Genomic DNA, 16,514 nt, shown 5'->3' with positions numbered 1-16,514 from the left:
GGGGGTTGCCCGGATACTCGCCCCTCACACCACAGGTGAACTGATGCGCCCCGCCGCCGTTTCGCGCCGCCCGCTGGCAGGCACCAACTTGCCCGCCTGCCCCAGCCCAAAGGCGGGCATATCTACATACACCGTTTCGTATTGGCCCGCTGCTACACGGTAAGTTTCGTGCCAGATGCCGACTGCGCCTTTGGCCCGGCGGGCGTTTTGGTTGAAGGCCCGCCAAGCCGGGAGATGCTCGTTCTGGCGCGACTGGGCATAAGCGTTCAGGTGTTCGGTGCTGCGCCAATACTGAATAAGCGTCATGCCTGCAAAGCGCCCGCCCAGCAGGCCCATTTCTGGATGTTCCGCCAGTTCCTTCAGCATTTTGGGCATGGCCCGGAACACAGGCAGCCAAGCCGAAACCCGCCACAACGTGTTGATGCGGAAGCCGATCAGGAACACCACGAAATCGCCGTCTAATTCTGCCGTCAGCCGTGTTGTCGGGTTCATTTGGTCTTCTCCTTCGCCGCAAGCCACCCTCCACTCTGAATGGTCTACTTTGGACGGTCTGAAGTGAGTGTATGCTCTTGCTATGTCAGATGCAAGTGTTTCTCTCGCCCCTGTTGCCGCCGATGCTGCTGGTATAAACGGACAGGCCACGCTCGGCCCCTCGGCTTACATCGTGCTGGGGCTGCTGGGTCAGTGCGGCCCCGGCACGTCTTACGATCTGAAGCGCTGGGCCGACGAATCGGTGGGCTATTTTTGGACATTTCCGCGCTCTCAGCTCTACGCCGAACCTCAGCGCCTCGTGGGATTGGGGCTGCTGGAAGAAACCCAAGAAGACGGCGGGCGGCGCAAACGCACCTACAGCATCACGGTGGCTGGGCGTTCGGCGCTGGCACACTGGCTCTCGCGGCCCGCCGGGTTTCCCGAACTGCGGGACGCTGGCCTTCTCAAACTGTTTTTTGCCGGGCAGGGGCCACCGCAACTATTGCCGCAACTGGCGCAGGAGCAACTGGACTTGCACCGCGCCCGCCTAGCCGAATACGAGGATCGGGCGGCGTGTGTGCCAGAAGGCAGCTTTGAAGCCCAGCCACTCCGAATGGGGCTGCTGTACGAGCGGGCGAGCTTGGCATTTTGGGCCGAATTACTGGCCTAAGCGTCGGCCCTCGTCAGATCACTTGGCCCAATCATGGTTCGCCACCCAACAAGAACCCCGCCTACCGACTACACGGCAAGCGGGGTAAATTTATCCTGACTCTTACAGCATTCCGGCAATCGCGCCGCCCAGCAACATCAGGCCCAACACGGCCAGCATGACCAGTCCGGTTTGGCGGGGCGTAGGAGAATTCATGCGGCCTGCCCTGCGCCTTGGCCGGGGTGAATACTGCCCAGCGCGGCCTTCAGGTGCTTGTACACTTCGCGCTGAAGGTCGAGGTCTTCGGGCAACTCGTAACGCAGTTGCTCCATCGCCTGCACCAAGTGCGCTCCGCCGGGGCTGCGCTCGTGGTCAGGGCGTGCCCATTCGGGCAGTTCGGGCGGAGTCACGGGTTCGCGGCGGCTGTCGTTCCAGTCGACCCAAACTTTGGGCAGGTCGTACAAGTAGCGCCCGATGCCGAATTGCACGGCGCAGCGCTTCAGGGCATCACTGCTGGCGGCCTTCAACGTGCCGAGGTCGCCTTCGGGGGCTTCTCCGATGTCTTCACGAATGACGCCCAGCACGGTCAGGCGGCCTTTCACGGTGGGGCGGGCGGCTCCGGCGATCACTTCGATTTCGAATGTCCAGCCATCGGGGCAGATGGCATCGAGGCGGTCTTGGACGGCGCGGGCATCCACGTGGGCCAACATCAGGGCGCGGGTGCGGTCTTTGGTGAAGGCTTGCGGTTTCCACGCCACCAAATGAGCGGGAAACGGGGCTTGGAGTCGTTTCTGAACATCGCTCAGCTTCATGCATTTAGTTTATAACAGAATGTGATTACGGTCAAGACAGAACGGGTCTGCCAGAGTTCCAATTTTGCACATCCAGTCTTCACGTTCATAGAGCCGCTAAAACACCAAGCAGGAAGCGGGATTCAGGCGCACCCACACGCCGAATCCCGCTTCCTGCATTGTTGCTGTACCGAACGGTTCTCTGTGTTTACTGAGCAGCAATTCCTGTTTGCTGAGCGATCCAGTTGATGTAGCCGTTGACGCGGGTATACACGCCGTAGCCTCGGCACTCGACTGGGCCGTAGCTGACCACGCCCAGCACGTACATTTTGCCGTTGTAGGGCGCGGCAAGGGGGCCGCCGCTGTCGCCGTTGCAGGAGTCGCGGCCCGCCGAATACTTGCCGCAAATGGTGTTGCCGGGGCGCGTGCCGCAGTCGCTCCCTGTGGGCGTAATCGGAATGGTCACTTCACGCAGGGCACGGGGGCTGGACGCGCCCGTTTCGGTCTTGCCCCACCCGCTGACCGTGGCCGATTTACCGTTCACGTCCAGCACACTCTCGGCGGTGCTACCGGGCAAGGCGGCAGGCTGCACCGTGCTTCCCAATACGAAAGCGCTGCTGACCTTGATGAGCGCGATATCGTAGGCGTCGCTGCTGGCCGAGCGTCCGGGATACAAGATGATGCGCGAAGCCGACTTGAGTTGCCCGCTGCTGGTGGTCAGGTCGTTGATTCCGGCCCGCACCCGCATGCTGGCTGTCGATTGACCCTCGACACAGTGAGCGGCGGTCAGCACCCAATCTTTGCTGATCAAGGTGCCCCCGCACCAGCCGCCCGCCAACGAGTTGGAAGGCGTCACGCTGACCTGATAGGGGCGAGTCGACACGCTTGTGACCGTGCCGTACACGATTTGGGGTTGAAGGCCTGAAAAGGCCAGTTCGGTGCCTGTTACAGTTTGTGATTCAGCGGGCGCGTCTAGGGTAGCAGCGGGAACCACGCTGGCCGTGTTGCAGGCCGTCAAAGCCAATGAGCCGAGGGTAATGAGGGAGATCAAGCGGGGCAAAGTAGGACGGATCATGGGTTCTCCTGATGAATGTGGTGGGCAGGGTTAGGCAGAGGCATGGGCTGTGCAACATTCGCGCTGCTGCACAGCCCATGCCTTTTTGTAACAACAGTCAAAGAGATGCAGGTCAAACGGGCTGACTGTGCGCTTCTCTGTCAGCCCCGCCTCAGCCTTATTTGGTTTCTACCAGCGTGTAGTTGCCGCTGCCGCTGTAGCCGTACACTTCCCAGCGGTAGGTGCCGCTGCCCGCTGCGTAGGTAATGGCTTCGGTGCTGCTGCCGCCCTCGCTGCTAGCCACATCGGCCCACGCGCTGCCGTTAAATTTTTGCAGGAACAGGTCAAAATCGGTGCCGCTGGCCGCGCTCAGGTTGCCCTTGAGGGTGCCGCCCGCATAACTGAAGCCGCCCGTGCCGGGTTTGTAGCTGCTGGTGCGGCTGCTGACGCTGCCCGTGTAGGTGGTGGTCGTGCCGGTGGGCGGAGGCGTGGTGCCGCCACCTGTGCCCGTAAACAGCAGGCGGTTGGGGCTGCCCGTGCCTGCGCCCGTGACCTTGTTGGGCGTGCTGGCACTGATCAGGCTGGAGGTAATGGCGCTGGTGGTGGCGCTGGGCGTGCTTTGCAGCAAGAGGGCCACTGCGCCCACCACATGCGGAGTCGCCATGCTGGTGCCGCTGATGGTGTTGGTGGCGGTGTTGCTGCCGATCCAAGTGCTGGTGATGTCGCTGCCGGGGGCGAAAATATCGACGCAGGTGCCGAAGTTGCTGAACGAACTGCGGGCGTCGGTGCGAGTGGTAGAACCCACCGTTATGGCGCTGGCGGCGCGTGCAGGGCTGACGTTACAGGCGTTCTGGTTCTCATTGCCTGCGGCCACCACCATCACCAGATTCCGTGAGGCAGCCGAGTTCACAGCGTCGTCTACCGCTTGGCTCGCGCCCCCGCCGAGGCTCATGTTGGCTACTGCTGGCCCTGTCTTATTGGCTACAGCCCAGTTGATGCCCGCAATCACGCCCGAGTTGCTGCCGCTGCCCGTGCAGTCCAGCACCTTCACGGCTACGAGTTTCACGGCCTTGGCTACGCCCCAAGTCGCGCTGCCCACCGTTCCGGCTACGTGTGTGCCGTGCCCCTGACAATCCGAGTTGTTGCCGTCGCCGCTGGCATTGGTGCCCCAGACGGCCCGCCCGCCAAACTCGGTGTGCGTGGTATTGATGCCTGTGTCGATGATGTAGGCCGTGACGCCGCTGCCCGTATTGGTATAGCTGTAGCTGCCGTTGAGGGGCAAATCACGCTGATCAATGCGGTCTAGACCCCACGTCGCGCCCGTTTGGGTAGCGTTGGCCCGCACCACGCCGTCTTGCTCTATATATTTCACCCTTGCATCAGCCCGTAGCGTTTGCAGGTTTTGGGCGCTGAGCTTGCCCGCAAAGCCTTCGATGGCCTGCGTGTACACCTGCTGCACCGTCACGCCCTGAGGGTCAAGCGACAGGGAACGAATCAGGCTGCCCGCATTCTGGGCACTCAATCCTTGTGCGCTTAGGCCGCTCACGCTGCCTTCACTCATCACCACGATGTACTGGCCGGGAATGGCGTCTGGGTTGGCCGTGCCGAGCAAGGGCGCTTCCACGCGGTCTGCACGGCTAGGCCCGCTGGCCTGAGCTGCGTCGGGAGCGGCGCTGACAGGTTCGGTGGGCTGGGAGCCGCAGGACGCGAGGAGCAGGGTGAGCGACAAAGTGCAGGCCGAAACAATAGGGGTCAGACGTGCCATCACAAAACCTCCAAAAGGTAGATGGAATGCGGGTGGAACCGTTAAGTTATGCCGACGCGGGAGGTCTATCACGTTTAGAATCGTTCCCTAGTCACAAAAGGCTAGACAACTTATCAAATGAAACGTGAAGTTTTACATGTGAAACTCAGAATATATATAACGCTGCCGTTCGAAAAGATAAATGAATGTTATTTACTCTATTAGAGTTTGACGGAAATCGTACAATGTTTAGCTGTGAGTAAGGTGTGATGTAAAAACCTCTCAATAAATGCGCTCGCATATCTCGCTTTCTAATGCACAGAGGTCTTAGATAGAACGGGTGCAATAGATCAATAAGCAGAAGTATTTTTCACAAAGCAGGATCGTTTAAGATCAATTCTTACAACACTTTCAATCCTCGTGATAATTGTTACAATCTGGCGTAACGAAGCTCAACTATTGATTAAGAAGTGCTCCACAAAGCTCAACAGTCTGCACAGTCATCTGGAATGGTGGCTTCAGTAATTAGCCATGTGGAGTATTTCACTTCGCTGGCCCTAGAGATAAGTCAGACTAAGTTGGATCTTTCACACTGGCGAGTAATTTAGTAAGCGCCCTATGAAGGTGACGCCGTGTGCTTTTTAAGATTTAGGTTTGCATCCGACAAGCTGAAAATTGAGAACGTACCAGTCATTTCCGGCTTTAAGCCCTTTAATGTGACGGCGTCAGTGTGAATTGAGGCGTAAGCTCGCAATCTGGTCACCGCGCTTTCCCTTGTTGCCTGTTGCGGCTGAATGTTGTGAACTTTCCCACCGGAGATCAGGCTAAGATATAAACTCGGCTTCACACACTTGGATAGCTATTTTCAATTCCAAGGTGCAGAATCTAATCAATGCGCTAAGTCACCCATTGTTCAGCCGAAAAAACTGAAACAGTGTTCAGCAGAAAGGCGGTCTAATATGAAACTATCTGAAGGAATGACAGAAGAACGCTCCAAACGTACCCGCGCCCGCTCGCCGCAGGCCAAAGCCGCCATGAGAACTCGCCTCCTCGACGCCACTCTCGCCTCGCTGCACCACGCAGAAGGCTGGAGTGTGAATGCCGCTGCCCGTGAAGCAGGCCTGAGCAAAGGCACCGTTTATCTGTATTTCGATAATGCTGCCGCGCTTTATATTGCTCTGCTGAAAGAAGTGATTGAGAACCGCGACAATACGCAGGAAGCTGCCCTTGTTCTTCGTCATGCCCATGTGTTGGCCGACGCCAGCGAAGACGAGCGTATGGAAGCCACCCGCCTTGTGCAGATTCTGGAATCGCGCCTGACTGGGCAGCCCGCCCCTGATGACGGCAACTGGCCCGCCTGCGCCGCCCTGATCGGCAGCACGATCTTTAAGGAAAGTGGCCTGCGCGAACTGATCTAAGCCTCTCGCTTAATAGGTTGGCAGCAACTTAGAGCCAAATTGTCTTCGGGCAGTTTGGCTCGTTGCGTTTTGGGAAGTGTCAGGAAGTGTGCGGCATCCATGCTGTCCATCTTGCGGCCCGCGTACCTTCCCTATCCGCCGTAGCATGAGGTATGAGCGCCACGCCTGACTCTCCCCTCCCGGCTTCTGGCCGCACCAGCCGGGTCAACCGCCACACCAGCGAAACCGACATCACGGTAGACCTGAATCTGGACAGTGTTTCTTTCTCGCCGCCCTCTACCGGGCACGGATTTTTTGACCATATGCTGGACGCTTTGGCCCGGCATTCCCGAATGGGGTTGACTGTTCAGGCCACCGGAGACCTGCACATAGAGCCTCACCATCTGATCGAAGACACTGGGATTACGCTGGGGCAAGCACTGTCGCAGGCACTCGGAGACCGCAAAGGCATCGAGCGTTACGGCAGCGCCTTCGTCCCGATGGATGAAACGTTGGCCCATGTGGTGCTGGACTTGTCGGGCCGCGCCCACCTTGCCTTCGAGCCGGAAACGCTGGACGTGTGGGGCACGGCGGGCGGCATGACCCACTACCATCTGCGGGAGTTCTTGCGGGGGTTTTGCAACCACGCCGGGGCCAACCTGCATGTGCGCGTGCTGGCAGGCCGTGAGGCGCACCACGTGATAGAGGCGATTATGAAAGCCTTTGCCCGTGCCCTGCGCGACGCCGTACAGGTCACGTCCGATCAGGTGGCGAGTACCAAAGGATCGCTATGAATGACCAACCAGAGGTTCTTCTCCTCGACTACGGCGCGGGCAATGTTCGCAGCGCCGCCAAAGCCTTGGCGCGGGCCGGAATGCGCGTGCAGGTCAGCGCCGATCCCGCCGATGTGCCGGGGGCGCGGGCGGTGGTGGTACCCGGACAAGGCCACTTCCGGCAAGTGATGGAGGCCTTCGAAAGCAGCGGATTCCACGCGCCTGTGTTGGCCGCCGCGCACGCGGGAACGCCCATTTTGGGCATCTGCGTGGGCATGCAAATGCTCCTCACCGACTCCGAGGAAGCGCCGGGCGTAGCAGGGCTGAACCTGATCTCCGGCACCGTTCGCAAGTTTGAAGCCGCGCCGGAACGCAAAGTGCCGCAAATGGGCTGGAATTCGATGCAGAGCGTGGGCGACAGCGCCCTGCTGCGTGGTTTGCCTGCTCCGGCCCACGCCTACTTTGTGCACAGCTATTACGTTCCCGCCACCGTCAAGGTCGATCACGGGGCGCTGACCGACTACGGCGTGCCGTTCTGGGCGGCGTTCAGCGTGGGCAATCTGCACGCTACACAGTTTCACCCGGAAAAGAGCGGCGCGGTGGGGCTGGCTATTTTGGAACGCTTCCGGCGCAATGTCCTAGAAACGTATTGATTCCTGTACGGCTGAGCAATGTCCAAACTTGACGGTTCCGGGCGAACCCCCAGTCTGCTGTGCAGACGGCCCCCCTCAAGGGCAGCGAAAAGTCTGTTGTCCTCCCCTCAAGGGGGGGCGTTGCGTCAGCAACGGGGGGTTCACCTCCCAACTCAATGTGCACAAGCTGTTGCCAAGCCAAGCAAGAGTCAATAGGTTGTAAGAGACTAAAGCCGCTGAAGAGCTTGAGGTATTGAAGACAGAAGCAACACAATCCTCAATAAAGTCTTCATATCTGGCGGACGTATGCACGCCGCGTTCTGTGGAGAGGGGGCTTCCGGCTACACTCCCTTCATGAGCCAAACCCTGCCGCTAGATCATGAGCATCTTCAAAAGCTGGTGACCTCCGATCTGGTGCGCCCCGACCAGATGTTGGGTGCACACCAAGTCACCGAAAACGGCGTGGCAGGCGTGCGCTTCGGCGTGTGGGCACCGAGCGCCCAGCATGTGAGTGTGGTAGGCGATTTTAACGGCTGGAACGGGTTCGACAACGCCATGCAGCGCCTCGATTTCGGCTTCTGGAGCGCCTTCGTGCCTGCCGCCCTGCACGGCCAACGCTACAAGTACCGCGTGACGGGGGCCAGCGGCCTGACCGAAGACAAGATGGATCCTTACGGCACCTTTTTTGAAGTGCGCCCCAGCACCAGTTCCATCGTCTGGGATCAGCCTTTCGACTGGCAGGACGGCGCATGGATGGAGGCCCGCACCCAGAATTTTGACCGCCCGGTGAGTGTGTACGAGGTTCACGCGCCCTCGTGGGCCAAGCGCGACGACGGCTGGTTCCTGAATTACCGTGATTTTGCCCACCGGCTCGGTGAATACGCCAGCTATATGGGCTACACGCACGTGGAACTCTTGGGCGTCATGGAGCATCCGTTCGACGGCTCGTGGGGCTATCAGGTCACGGGGTATTACGCGCCCACCAGCCGAATGGGCAGCCCCGAAGATTTCAAATACCTCGTGGATCATCTGCACTCGCTGAATATCGGCGTGATTCTGGACTGGGTGCCGGGCCACTTCCCCACCGATACGGCGGGCCTCGCCAATTTCGACGGCGGGCCGTTGTTCGAATACGCCGACCCGCGCAAGGGCTACCACAACGACTGGAACACCCTGATCTTCGATTATGGGCGCAACGAAGTCGTGATGTTTTTGGTGGGCAGCGCTCTGAAATGGCTGCAAGACTTCCATGTGGACGGCCTGCGAGTCGATGCGGTGGCTTCTATGCTGTATCTGGACTTTTCGCGCACCGAATGGATTCCCAACATTCACGGGGGCCGCGAAAACCTAGAAGCGATTGCCTTCCTCAAGCGCCTCAACGAAGTGACGCACCACTTGGCCCCCGGTTGCATGATCATTGCTGAAGAAAGCACCAGCTTTCCGGGCGTCACCACGCCTTCTCCGCACGGGTTGGGCTTCGATTACAAGTGGGCGATGGGCTGGATGAACGACACGCTGCGTTACTTTGAAGAAGACCCCTTGTGGCGCAAGTACCACCACCACGCCCTGACCTTCTTCAATGCCTACCGCACCAGTGAAAACTATGTGCTGGCGATCAGCCACGACGAAGTGGTACACCTGAAGAAGTCGCTGGTGGCGAAAATGCCCGGCGACTGGTACATGCAGCGGGCCAACTACCGCGCCTTCTTGGCGATGATGTGGACGACGCCCGGCAAAAAGCTGCTGTTTATGGGGCAGGAGTTTGCCCAGCCCACCGAATGGAACCATGACGCAGGCCTGCCTTGGCATCTGGCCGACGTGCCCGATCACCGGGGCATCATGAATCTGGTGCGCCGCCTGAACGCCCTGTACGTGGGCCGCGCCGACTGGCACGCGGGCGATACGCTGGACGAAGGGTTGCAGTGGATCAGCGCCGACGACGTGGAAAACAGCGTGTACGCCTATATCCGCCGTGATCCGAACAGCGGAGCGTGGTCTTTGGTAGTCGCCAACATGACGCCCGTGTACCGTGACCTGTACCCAGTGGGCGTGCCCGAAGCCGGGGAATACCGCGTGCTGCTGAGTACCGATGACGGCGAATACGGCGGCTTCGGCACGCAGCAACCCGACCTGAGCGCCAAAGCCGAAGCGTGGAACGGCCAGAGCCACCATCTGCGCCTGAATCTGCCCCCGACAAGTGTGGTGGTTTTGGAGCTGGTGCAAGATGAGGCCGCCAAAGCCACCGCCGCCCTGACCACCAAAGCCGCGCCGAAGAAGGCCGTGGAAATAGAAGCCATGCTGCCCAAATCCTTGCAGGTCACGTCCATTGAACCCGTCTGAGCCGCCCAACTCTGAGCCGCCCCGCAAGAGTGCCCCCGACGCCCTGACCGTCGCCAGTTTCGGGCTGCTGGGGCTGGTGGCTTTGGCGCTGCTGCTTCCCCTGCTGGGCGGCCCGACTCCTAGTCCCTATTTAGTCATCGTGCTGCTCATGGCGCGGCTAGGCGTGCAATTTCTCCGCTCGCGCCGTGACCCGAACCTGCGCCGTCCGGCCAGTTGGGCCTTCGACGTGATCCTGATTGGGTTGCTGTTCTATGTGGCCTCGAATCAGCCGGGGGGCTGAGCGTTGGGGGGATGGGCAACGTGCCTAAACACGCCTTCCCGCTCTGGCTCTCGCCGCGCTACTATGCGGGCATGACCGTAACCGGTGCGTGGTGGTGGCCCAGCTCTGCTTGGGCTTAAGCCGCGCTGTCCTTTTTTGCCGACTGCAACGCGCCCAAGTGGAGATCAATCCACTGGGCGCGTTTTCTTTTGATCCTTTCCCCCATCCAAGGAGCCACATGACTGCACCTTCTTTTCCTGCCCCACGCACCGCCCTGAAGGTGGCTGTGCGCGAACTGAATGCCGATCTGGACACTCCCGTGACCGCGTACCTGAAGGTGGCGCAGGGCGACCGCGTCAGCTTTTTACTGGAAAGTGTGGAGGCGGGCGAGAAATTGGGCCGCTACTCGTTTATTGGCGTGGGCGAAAGCGGGCGCTTTGAGTACCACGCCGGACAGGTGCGGAGTACAGGCGCATTTGGCGACTACGAGGGCGCGGAAGCCGATCCGCTGGCCCGCCTGTATCACTCGGTGACCCGGCCCGTGCGTGTCCCCGCCGGACTGCCCGCCCTGATCGGCGGCGCGGTGGGCTACGCGTCTTACGACATTATCCGCGCCTACGAACGCCTGCCCGACACCAACCCTGACGAACTGCAGGTGCCCGACGCCCTGTTTATCGCGCCGCGTGGCGTGGTGATTTACGACCACCTGCGGCACCGGTTGCTGGCGGTGGCGACTGCTGAGGCGCAGGAAGAGGCCGAAGCGCAGGCCGACACTCTCTCGATGAAGCTGCGGGGGCCACTGCCCGCCGAGATTCCCGGCACAGAAGCCACCGACGCGCCGCAGTTTTCCAGCAACTTCACGCCGCAGGGGTACATGGACGCCGTGGAGCAGGCGTTGGAATACATCCGCGCTGGAGACATTTTTCAGGTGGTGCCCTCGCAACGGTTTAGTGCCGACCTGACGGTGCATCCGTTCGCGCTGTATCGGGCGCTACGCCGAGTGAATCCCAGCCCGTATCTGGGGTATTTGGCGCTTGGAGACGTGACGTTGGTGGCCAGCAGCCCCGAAAGCCTGCTCAGGAGCGACGGCCAGACCATCATCACCCGGCCCATCGCGGGTACACGGGTACGCGGCCAAACCGACGAGCAGGACGCCGCACTGGCCGCTGAACTGCTGGCCGACGAAAAGGAACGCGCCGAACATCTGATGTTGGTGGACTTGGGCCGCAACGACATTGGCCGGGTCAGCACCTACGGCAGCGTGCGCGTGCAGAACGCCTTTTCTATCGAGAAGTACAGCCACGTCATGCATATCGTGTCCACCGTAACGGGCCAGTTGCGGGAAGGCCAAACCCCGCTGAACGCCCTTGCCAGCGTGCTGCCGATGGGCACCGTGTCGGGCGCACCCAAAATCCGGGCCATGCAAATTATCGACGAACTCGAACCCACCCGGCGCGGGCCGTATGGCGGAAGTTTCGGCTACATCGCCTTCGACGGCAGTTTGGACATGGCTCTCACGCTGAGGACGATGGTCATTGCGGGCGGCAAAGTGCATATTCAGGCCGGAGCCGGAATCGTGGCCGACAGCGACCCCGCCAGCGAGGAGCAGGAAACGCGCAGTAAAGCGGCGGCACTGATGCGGGCGGTGGAGATGGCGGCAGGGGGGCTGTGAAGGGATCGTGGATCGTAGATCGTGGATTGGGTGGGCATGACCGTTCCCGCCGAGTCTTCGCCGGGAAGTTTGAAACGACTGGAAGTGTGGCGCGACGGCATGACCCTGACTGAAGGCGTGTACAGCATCAGTAAAGTGTGGCCTAGAGAAGAGATTTACGGCCTGACCTCACAAGCCCGCCGTGCCGCCGTATCTATTCCGGCCAACATTGCCGAGGGCGTTGGGCGCGGATCGCCACGCGAAATCATGCGGTTCACACGTATTGCGCTGGGCAGTGCCTACGAACTCCATACCCTGCTTCATCTGGCTCTGCATCTCGAATACGGCGACCTGCCTGCCACAACCACGATCCTGACAGACTTAGACCGCCTCTTCAAACGTTTGAACCGTTTCATTACTTATCAGGAGACCCGACTGTGACTTCCCACCACGATCCACGATCCACGATCCACGATCCGATCAGCGTCCTTCTGATCGACAACTACGACTCCTTCACCTACAACCTCGTGCAGTATTTTGGCGAACTGGGCTGCGAACTGACCGTGTGGCGCAACGATGAATTTACGCTGGAGCAGGTGCGGATGCTGAACCCGGATGCGGTGGTGGTGTCGCCGGGGCCGTGTACGCCGCTGGAAGCAGGCCTGAGCGTGGATGTGATTCGGGAGTTGGGGCCAAGCGTGCCGATGCTAGGTGTCTGCCTCGGTCATCAGAGCATTGGCGAGGCGTTCGGGGCACGGGTGGGGCGGGCCATCTTGCCCGTACACGGCAAAACCAGCCCCGTGCAGCACGACGGCTCCGGCCTGTTCGCGGGGCTGGCAAACGGCGTGACCGTGACCCGCTATCACTCGCTGGTGGTGCGCGACTTACCGCCCGAATTGGTGGCGACGGCGTGGACGCAAGACCCGCAGGAACAGATCGTAATGGCGCTGCGTCACCGCGAGTATCCCGTGTACGGCGTGCAATTTCACCCCGAAAGCATTGCCACGGAAGGCGGTATGGCGATGCTGGGCAACTTTTTGGACGTGGTGCGGCAACACCAAGCGGCTAAGGTAGGGGCATGATCTCGGATTTTGCAAGAGCTTGCGCCCCCACTCCATCGGAGTTGTTATGATTCACACCCGCCTGATGAACAGCGAGCAATTGACGCAGGAAGAGGCGGCGGGCTTTATGCGCGAGGTGATGGCGGGCGACGTGAGCAGCGTGCGCTTGGCGGCGGCGTTGGCGGCCCTGCGCGTGCGCGGCGAAACACCTGCCGAAATTGCCGGATTTGCACAGGCCATGCGCGAAAACGCCGTGCGCGTGAACGTGACCCCGCGTGAAGTGTTGTTAGACGTGGTGGGCACGGGCGGCGACGGGGCGCACACCTTCAATATCAGTACCACGACGGCTTTTGTGGTGGCTGGAGCAGGCGTCCCCGTTGCCAAACACGGCAACCGGGCCGCCAGCAGCCGCGCCGGAAGTGCCGATGTGCTGGAATCGCTGGGGGTGAATCTGGACGCCGGGCCAGACCTGATTGCCGAGGCCGTGAATACGCTGGGCGTGGGCTTCATGTTCGCCCGCAACTATCATCCTGCCCTGCGCCACGCCGCGCCCATTCGCGCTGATTTGGCGGCCCGCACAGTGTTCAACATTCTGGGCCCGCTGTCTAATCCCGCAGGGGCCACTCATTTGGTGGTGGGCGTGTATAGCCCCGCCCTCACGCGCCCGATGGCCGAAGTGTTGCGCTTGCTGGGCACCAAAGGCGCGATGGTGGTCAACGGCAGCGGGCTGGATGAATTTACGGTCAGCGGCCCCAATACCCTGACCACGCTGCACGGCGGAGAACTCACCGATTCGGTGCTGCATCCTGAAGACGTGGGCGTGAGCCTGCACCCCAAAGAGGCGATTGTGGGCGGCACGCCTGCCGAGAATGCCGAGATTACCCGCGCCCTCCTGACAGGTGGCGGAACAGCGGCCCAGCGCGACATCGTGGCCCTGAATTCGGGGGCGGCCCTGTGCGTGGCCGGACAGGTGGGCAGCATCCGCGAAGGCGTAGCGCAGGCGCGGGCGGTGATGGCAAGCGGGGCGGCGTGGGAGTTGTTGCAGCGGTACGCGGCGTTTACGCGGGGGGAAACGTTGGCCTAGACTTGTCTCAGACGGCTTCCCGGCACGCCCGGTCTACCCGCCCCAACAGCGTTGGGATGCGGTGAGGGCCAGCCATCTGCCGCAGATGCTCTGCTGCGTCCAGCACGTCTATTCCGGCGGCGGTGACATACAGGGGCCGAATGGCCGACCCACGCTGCACCGCCTGTGCATGAGCCGACCCCCGAAAAGCCGTTTTAGCCACCCCAATCACCGGAACCGCCCCACCCAACGCATCAAACAGATGCCAGCCTAGGCCGGGGCTTTCCTGTGCGTCTAGCGTCACGTAACCATCTATGACGACTGCGGCCAGTTGCGGGGCCAGCGGCTCCAGCACAGGCAGTAAGCAGGGCAATTCCCGCTTATAAAACGCCCCCGGTACGTAGGGCGCGGTCTGCGGGACAGTGTGCAGCCTGACCTCCGTTTCCTGCGCGTCGCCCCAATTTTCAAACAGCAGTGCGGCGGTGCGGGCGCTGCCATCTTCGCGGTAATCCACGTCTACGCAGGCCAGAATCACTTCGGCGGCAGCATCAGCTTGCCTTCCAGCGGGGTACTCAGCACGATGCTGGTATCGCAGGTAAAACCCATCTGAATCAGTTCGCCCAGCATGGTTTCCAGTGCGCCTACATCGGGCACCGCCACCTTTAGGATGCAGGAATTGTCGCCCGTGACCGAGTGGCATTCCAGCACGCTATCGCTGCGGGTGGCCCAGCGCACCAGCGTCGGATCGTTGCGCCCGCTGTCCTGCACGCCAATAAAGGCCGTGATGGTGCGGCCCAGTGGTTTGGGAGCCACGCGAATACCGTAGCCGAGGATAATTTGGGCGTCTTCTAGGCGGCGCACACGTTCGGTCACGGCGGGAGCGCTGAGGCCCACGCGCCTGCCCAGTTCGCGCATAGACAGGCGGGAATCGGTTTGCAGTTCTCCCAAAATACGGTGATCAAGAGGATCGAGCGACCCGCCGGAATGCTTCATCCATGCAGCCTAGCACCCTGTATTGGCATATGAAAAGTCCAGCATGGCGTTTGAGAGTTTTCTGTGCGCCAGACCCGCTGCTCTGCCCGGTGTGCGCTCCTTCCAAAGGGCACGCTGGGCAGCCAGAATAAAGGTCAATCAGATCACGTTTTCCTTCTCCCAGACACCCCGGAGGCGTCCATGCCCAGTGCCCATACCCTGCACCCCCAAGCCACCACCCGCTCCCAAATGATGCTGCCCCGCAACCACCGCGCCCCCAAATGGGCCGACGTACCCGACGAGCAGTGGTACGACTGGAAATGGCAACTAAAGAACCGCATCAATACGGTAGCCGAGCTGGAAGAAGTGATCCGCCTGACCGAGTCCGAGCGCATCGGAGCCAGCGCAGAAGGCATCTTCCGGCTGGATATCACGCCCTATTTTGCCAGTCTGATGGACGCCGAAGACCCGACTTGCCCGGTGCGGCGGCAAGTCATCCCGACCCATCACGAATTAGAGCCGTTTATGTCGATGATGGAAGACAGCCTCGCGGAAGACAAGCATTCGCCCGTGCCCGGCCTTGTTCACCGCTACCCCGACCGCGTGCTGATGCTGGTGACGACGCAGTGCGCCTCCTATTGCCGCTACTGCACCCGCAGCCGAATCGTGGGCGACCCCAGCGAAACGTTTAATCCTGCCGAGTACGAAGCGCAACTGAATTACCTCCGCAACACGCCCCAAGTCCGCGACGTGCTGTTGTCGGGCGGCGATCCGCTGACGCTTGCGCCCAAAGTGCTGGGCCGCCTGCTGGCCGAACTCCGCAAGATCGAGCACATCGAAATCATCCGCATCGGCACCCGCGTGCCCGTGTTTATGCCCATGCGCGTGACGCAGGAACTCTGCGACGTGCTGAGCGAAAACCACCCGGTCTGGATGAACATTCACGTGAACCATCCCCGCGAAATTACGCCGGAAGTGGCCGATGCCTGCGACCGCTTGACGCGTGCGGGCGTGCCGCTGGGCAACCAAAGTGTGCTACTGCGCGGCGTGAACGATCACGCGGTCATCATGCAAAAGCTGTTGCGCGAACTGGTCAAAATCCGCGTGCGGCCTTACTACATCTATCAATGCGACCTCGTGCACGGCGCGGGTCACCTGCGGACTACCGTCAGCAAGGGGCTGGAAATTATGGAAAGCCTGCGCGGGCACACCAGCGGCTATTCCATTCCCACCTACGTGGTAGACGCACCCGGTGGCGGCGGCAAGATTCCGGTGGCCCCCAACTACGTCCTCTCACACAGCCCCGACAAGCTGATTCTCCGCAACTTTGAAGGCTACATTGCCGCCTACAGCGAGCCGAACGACTACACCGGGCCAGATATGGCCGTGCCTCCGGAATGGCAGCGCAAGGAACCCGGCCAAAGCGGAATTTACGGCTTGATGGAAGGCGAGCGCATTTCCATTGAACCCAAAGAGTTTGCCGAAAGCCGCCACCGCCCCGGCTCCACGCAGCACCGCCTGAACAGCCGCGAAGACAAATGGGCCGCGCACGGGATCGGCGTAGAGGTAAGTGTCACGGACACCGCGCCGGATGGGATGGTTCAGGTGCCGATGAGTGGGGACTGAGCGAGAATAGGGCATGGAGACTTACGCCCGC

The 16,514-nt window shown here is 60.9% G+C and carries 17 protein-coding genes; 11 read left to right on the top strand and 6 right to left on the bottom strand.

Annotation, left to right across the window (positions count from 1 at the left end):
• Positions 1–24 precede the first annotated feature (24 nt).
• Positions 25–492, bottom strand: a complete 468-nt coding sequence (locus E7T06_RS03250; RefSeq protein ID WP_136364417.1) for a DUF4188 domain-containing protein — start codon at positions 490–492, stop codon at positions 25–27.
• A gap of 82 nt (positions 493–574) precedes the next feature.
• On the opposite strand from E7T06_RS03250, the gene E7T06_RS03245 reads away from it, so the two are divergent.
• Positions 575–1,141 carry a PadR family transcriptional regulator gene (locus E7T06_RS03245; RefSeq protein WP_136364416.1) on the top strand — a complete coding sequence of 189 codons (567 nt, stop codon included), beginning with the start codon at positions 575–577 and terminating at the stop codon, positions 1,139–1,141.
• Positions 1,142–1,332: 191 nt separating this feature from the next.
• Here E7T06_RS03245 and ddrA read toward each other — a convergent pair whose 3' ends face one another.
• The 3 genes from ddrA to E7T06_RS03230 form a co-directional block, all read right to left on the bottom strand.
• Positions 1,333–1,932 carry a single-stranded DNA-binding protein DdrA gene (gene ddrA, locus E7T06_RS03240; RefSeq protein WP_136364415.1) on the bottom strand — a complete coding sequence of 200 codons (600 nt, stop codon included), beginning with the start codon at positions 1,930–1,932 and terminating at the stop codon, positions 1,333–1,335.
• Between the two features lie 187 nt (positions 1,933–2,119).
• Entirely contained in the window at positions 2,120–2,986 is an 867-nt protein-coding gene (locus E7T06_RS03235; RefSeq protein WP_136364414.1) for a serine protease, read from the bottom strand.
• Positions 2,987–3,143: 157 nt separating this feature from the next.
• Complete coding sequence (locus E7T06_RS03230) at positions 3,144–4,730, bottom strand: S8 family peptidase (protein WP_136364413.1); 1,587 nt, start codon at positions 4,728–4,730, stop codon at positions 3,144–3,146.
• A 938-nt stretch (positions 4,731–5,668) separates the two neighbouring features.
• Between E7T06_RS03230 and E7T06_RS03225 the strand changes: the two genes are divergently transcribed.
• The 9 genes from E7T06_RS03225 (at position 5,669) to trpD (ending at position 13,906) form a co-directional block, all read left to right on the top strand.
• A complete protein-coding gene (locus tag E7T06_RS03225; protein ID WP_240740821.1) occupies positions 5,669–6,127 on the top strand; it encodes a TetR family transcriptional regulator in 459 nt (152 codons plus the stop codon).
• 152 nt (positions 6,128–6,279) lie between these two features.
• Positions 6,280–6,900: an imidazoleglycerol-phosphate dehydratase HisB gene (hisB, locus tag E7T06_RS03220; RefSeq protein WP_136364412.1), complete on the top strand. Its 621-nt coding sequence runs from the start codon at positions 6,280–6,282 to the stop codon at positions 6,898–6,900.
• Positions 6,897–7,532, top strand: coding sequence for an imidazole glycerol phosphate synthase subunit HisH (gene hisH, locus E7T06_RS03215; RefSeq protein ID WP_136364411.1), 636 nt, complete (start codon positions 6,897–6,899; stop codon positions 7,530–7,532). The genes hisB and hisH overlap by 4 nt, the downstream gene beginning before the upstream one ends.
• Positions 7,533–7,865: 333 nt before the next feature.
• Positions 7,866–9,851, top strand: coding sequence for a 1,4-alpha-glucan branching enzyme (locus tag E7T06_RS03210; RefSeq protein ID WP_136364410.1), 1,986 nt, complete (start codon positions 7,866–7,868; stop codon positions 9,849–9,851).
• Complete coding sequence (locus E7T06_RS03205; protein ID WP_136364409.1) at positions 9,838–10,131, top strand: hypothetical protein; 294 nt, start codon at positions 9,838–9,840, stop codon at positions 10,129–10,131. The genes E7T06_RS03210 and E7T06_RS03205 overlap by 14 nt, the downstream gene beginning before the upstream one ends.
• 217 nt (positions 10,132–10,348) lie before the next feature.
• A complete protein-coding gene (gene trpE / locus E7T06_RS03200) occupies positions 10,349–11,782 on the top strand; it encodes an anthranilate synthase component I (protein ID WP_136364408.1) in 1,434 nt (477 codons plus the stop codon).
• 36 nt (positions 11,783–11,818) lie between these two features.
• A complete protein-coding gene (locus E7T06_RS03195; protein WP_136364407.1) occupies positions 11,819–12,202 on the top strand; it encodes a four helix bundle protein in 384 nt (127 codons plus the stop codon).
• On the top strand, positions 12,199–12,843 hold the full coding sequence (locus tag E7T06_RS03190; RefSeq protein WP_240740820.1) for an aminodeoxychorismate/anthranilate synthase component II: 645 nt from the start codon (positions 12,199–12,201) through the stop codon (positions 12,841–12,843). The genes E7T06_RS03195 and E7T06_RS03190 overlap by 4 nt, the downstream gene beginning before the upstream one ends.
• A 46-nt stretch (positions 12,844–12,889) precedes the next feature.
• On the top strand, positions 12,890–13,906 hold the full coding sequence (gene trpD, locus E7T06_RS03185) for an anthranilate phosphoribosyltransferase (protein ID WP_136364406.1): 1,017 nt from the start codon (positions 12,890–12,892) through the stop codon (positions 13,904–13,906).
• Positions 13,907–13,913: 7 nt separating this feature from the next.
• Here the strand turns inward: trpD and E7T06_RS03180 are convergent, their stop codons facing one another.
• Together E7T06_RS03180 and E7T06_RS03175 are read right to left on the bottom strand one after the other, a co-directional pair.
• Positions 13,914–14,420 carry an endonuclease V gene (locus E7T06_RS03180; RefSeq protein WP_136364405.1) on the bottom strand — a complete coding sequence of 169 codons (507 nt, stop codon included), beginning with the start codon at positions 14,418–14,420 and terminating at the stop codon, positions 13,914–13,916.
• Positions 14,417–14,878, bottom strand: coding sequence for an Lrp/AsnC family transcriptional regulator (locus E7T06_RS03175; RefSeq protein ID WP_136364404.1), 462 nt, complete (start codon positions 14,876–14,878; stop codon positions 14,417–14,419). The genes E7T06_RS03180 and E7T06_RS03175 overlap by 4 nt, the downstream gene beginning before the upstream one ends.
• A gap of 180 nt (positions 14,879–15,058) precedes the next feature.
• Here E7T06_RS03175 and E7T06_RS03170 point away from each other — a divergent pair, with 180 nt between their 5' ends.
• Complete coding sequence (locus E7T06_RS03170) at positions 15,059–16,483, top strand: KamA family radical SAM protein (protein ID WP_136364403.1); 1,425 nt, start codon at positions 15,059–15,061, stop codon at positions 16,481–16,483.
• The last annotated feature ends 31 nt before the right edge of the window (positions 16,484–16,514 follow it).

The sequence above is a fragment of the Deinococcus sp. Arct2-2 genome (assembly GCF_004801315.1).
Taxonomy (GTDB): domain Bacteria; phylum Deinococcota; class Deinococci; order Deinococcales; family Deinococcaceae; genus Deinococcus.
Note: the sequence above shows the minus strand (reverse complement) of the source record. Positions and strands in the feature narration are given on the sequence as shown.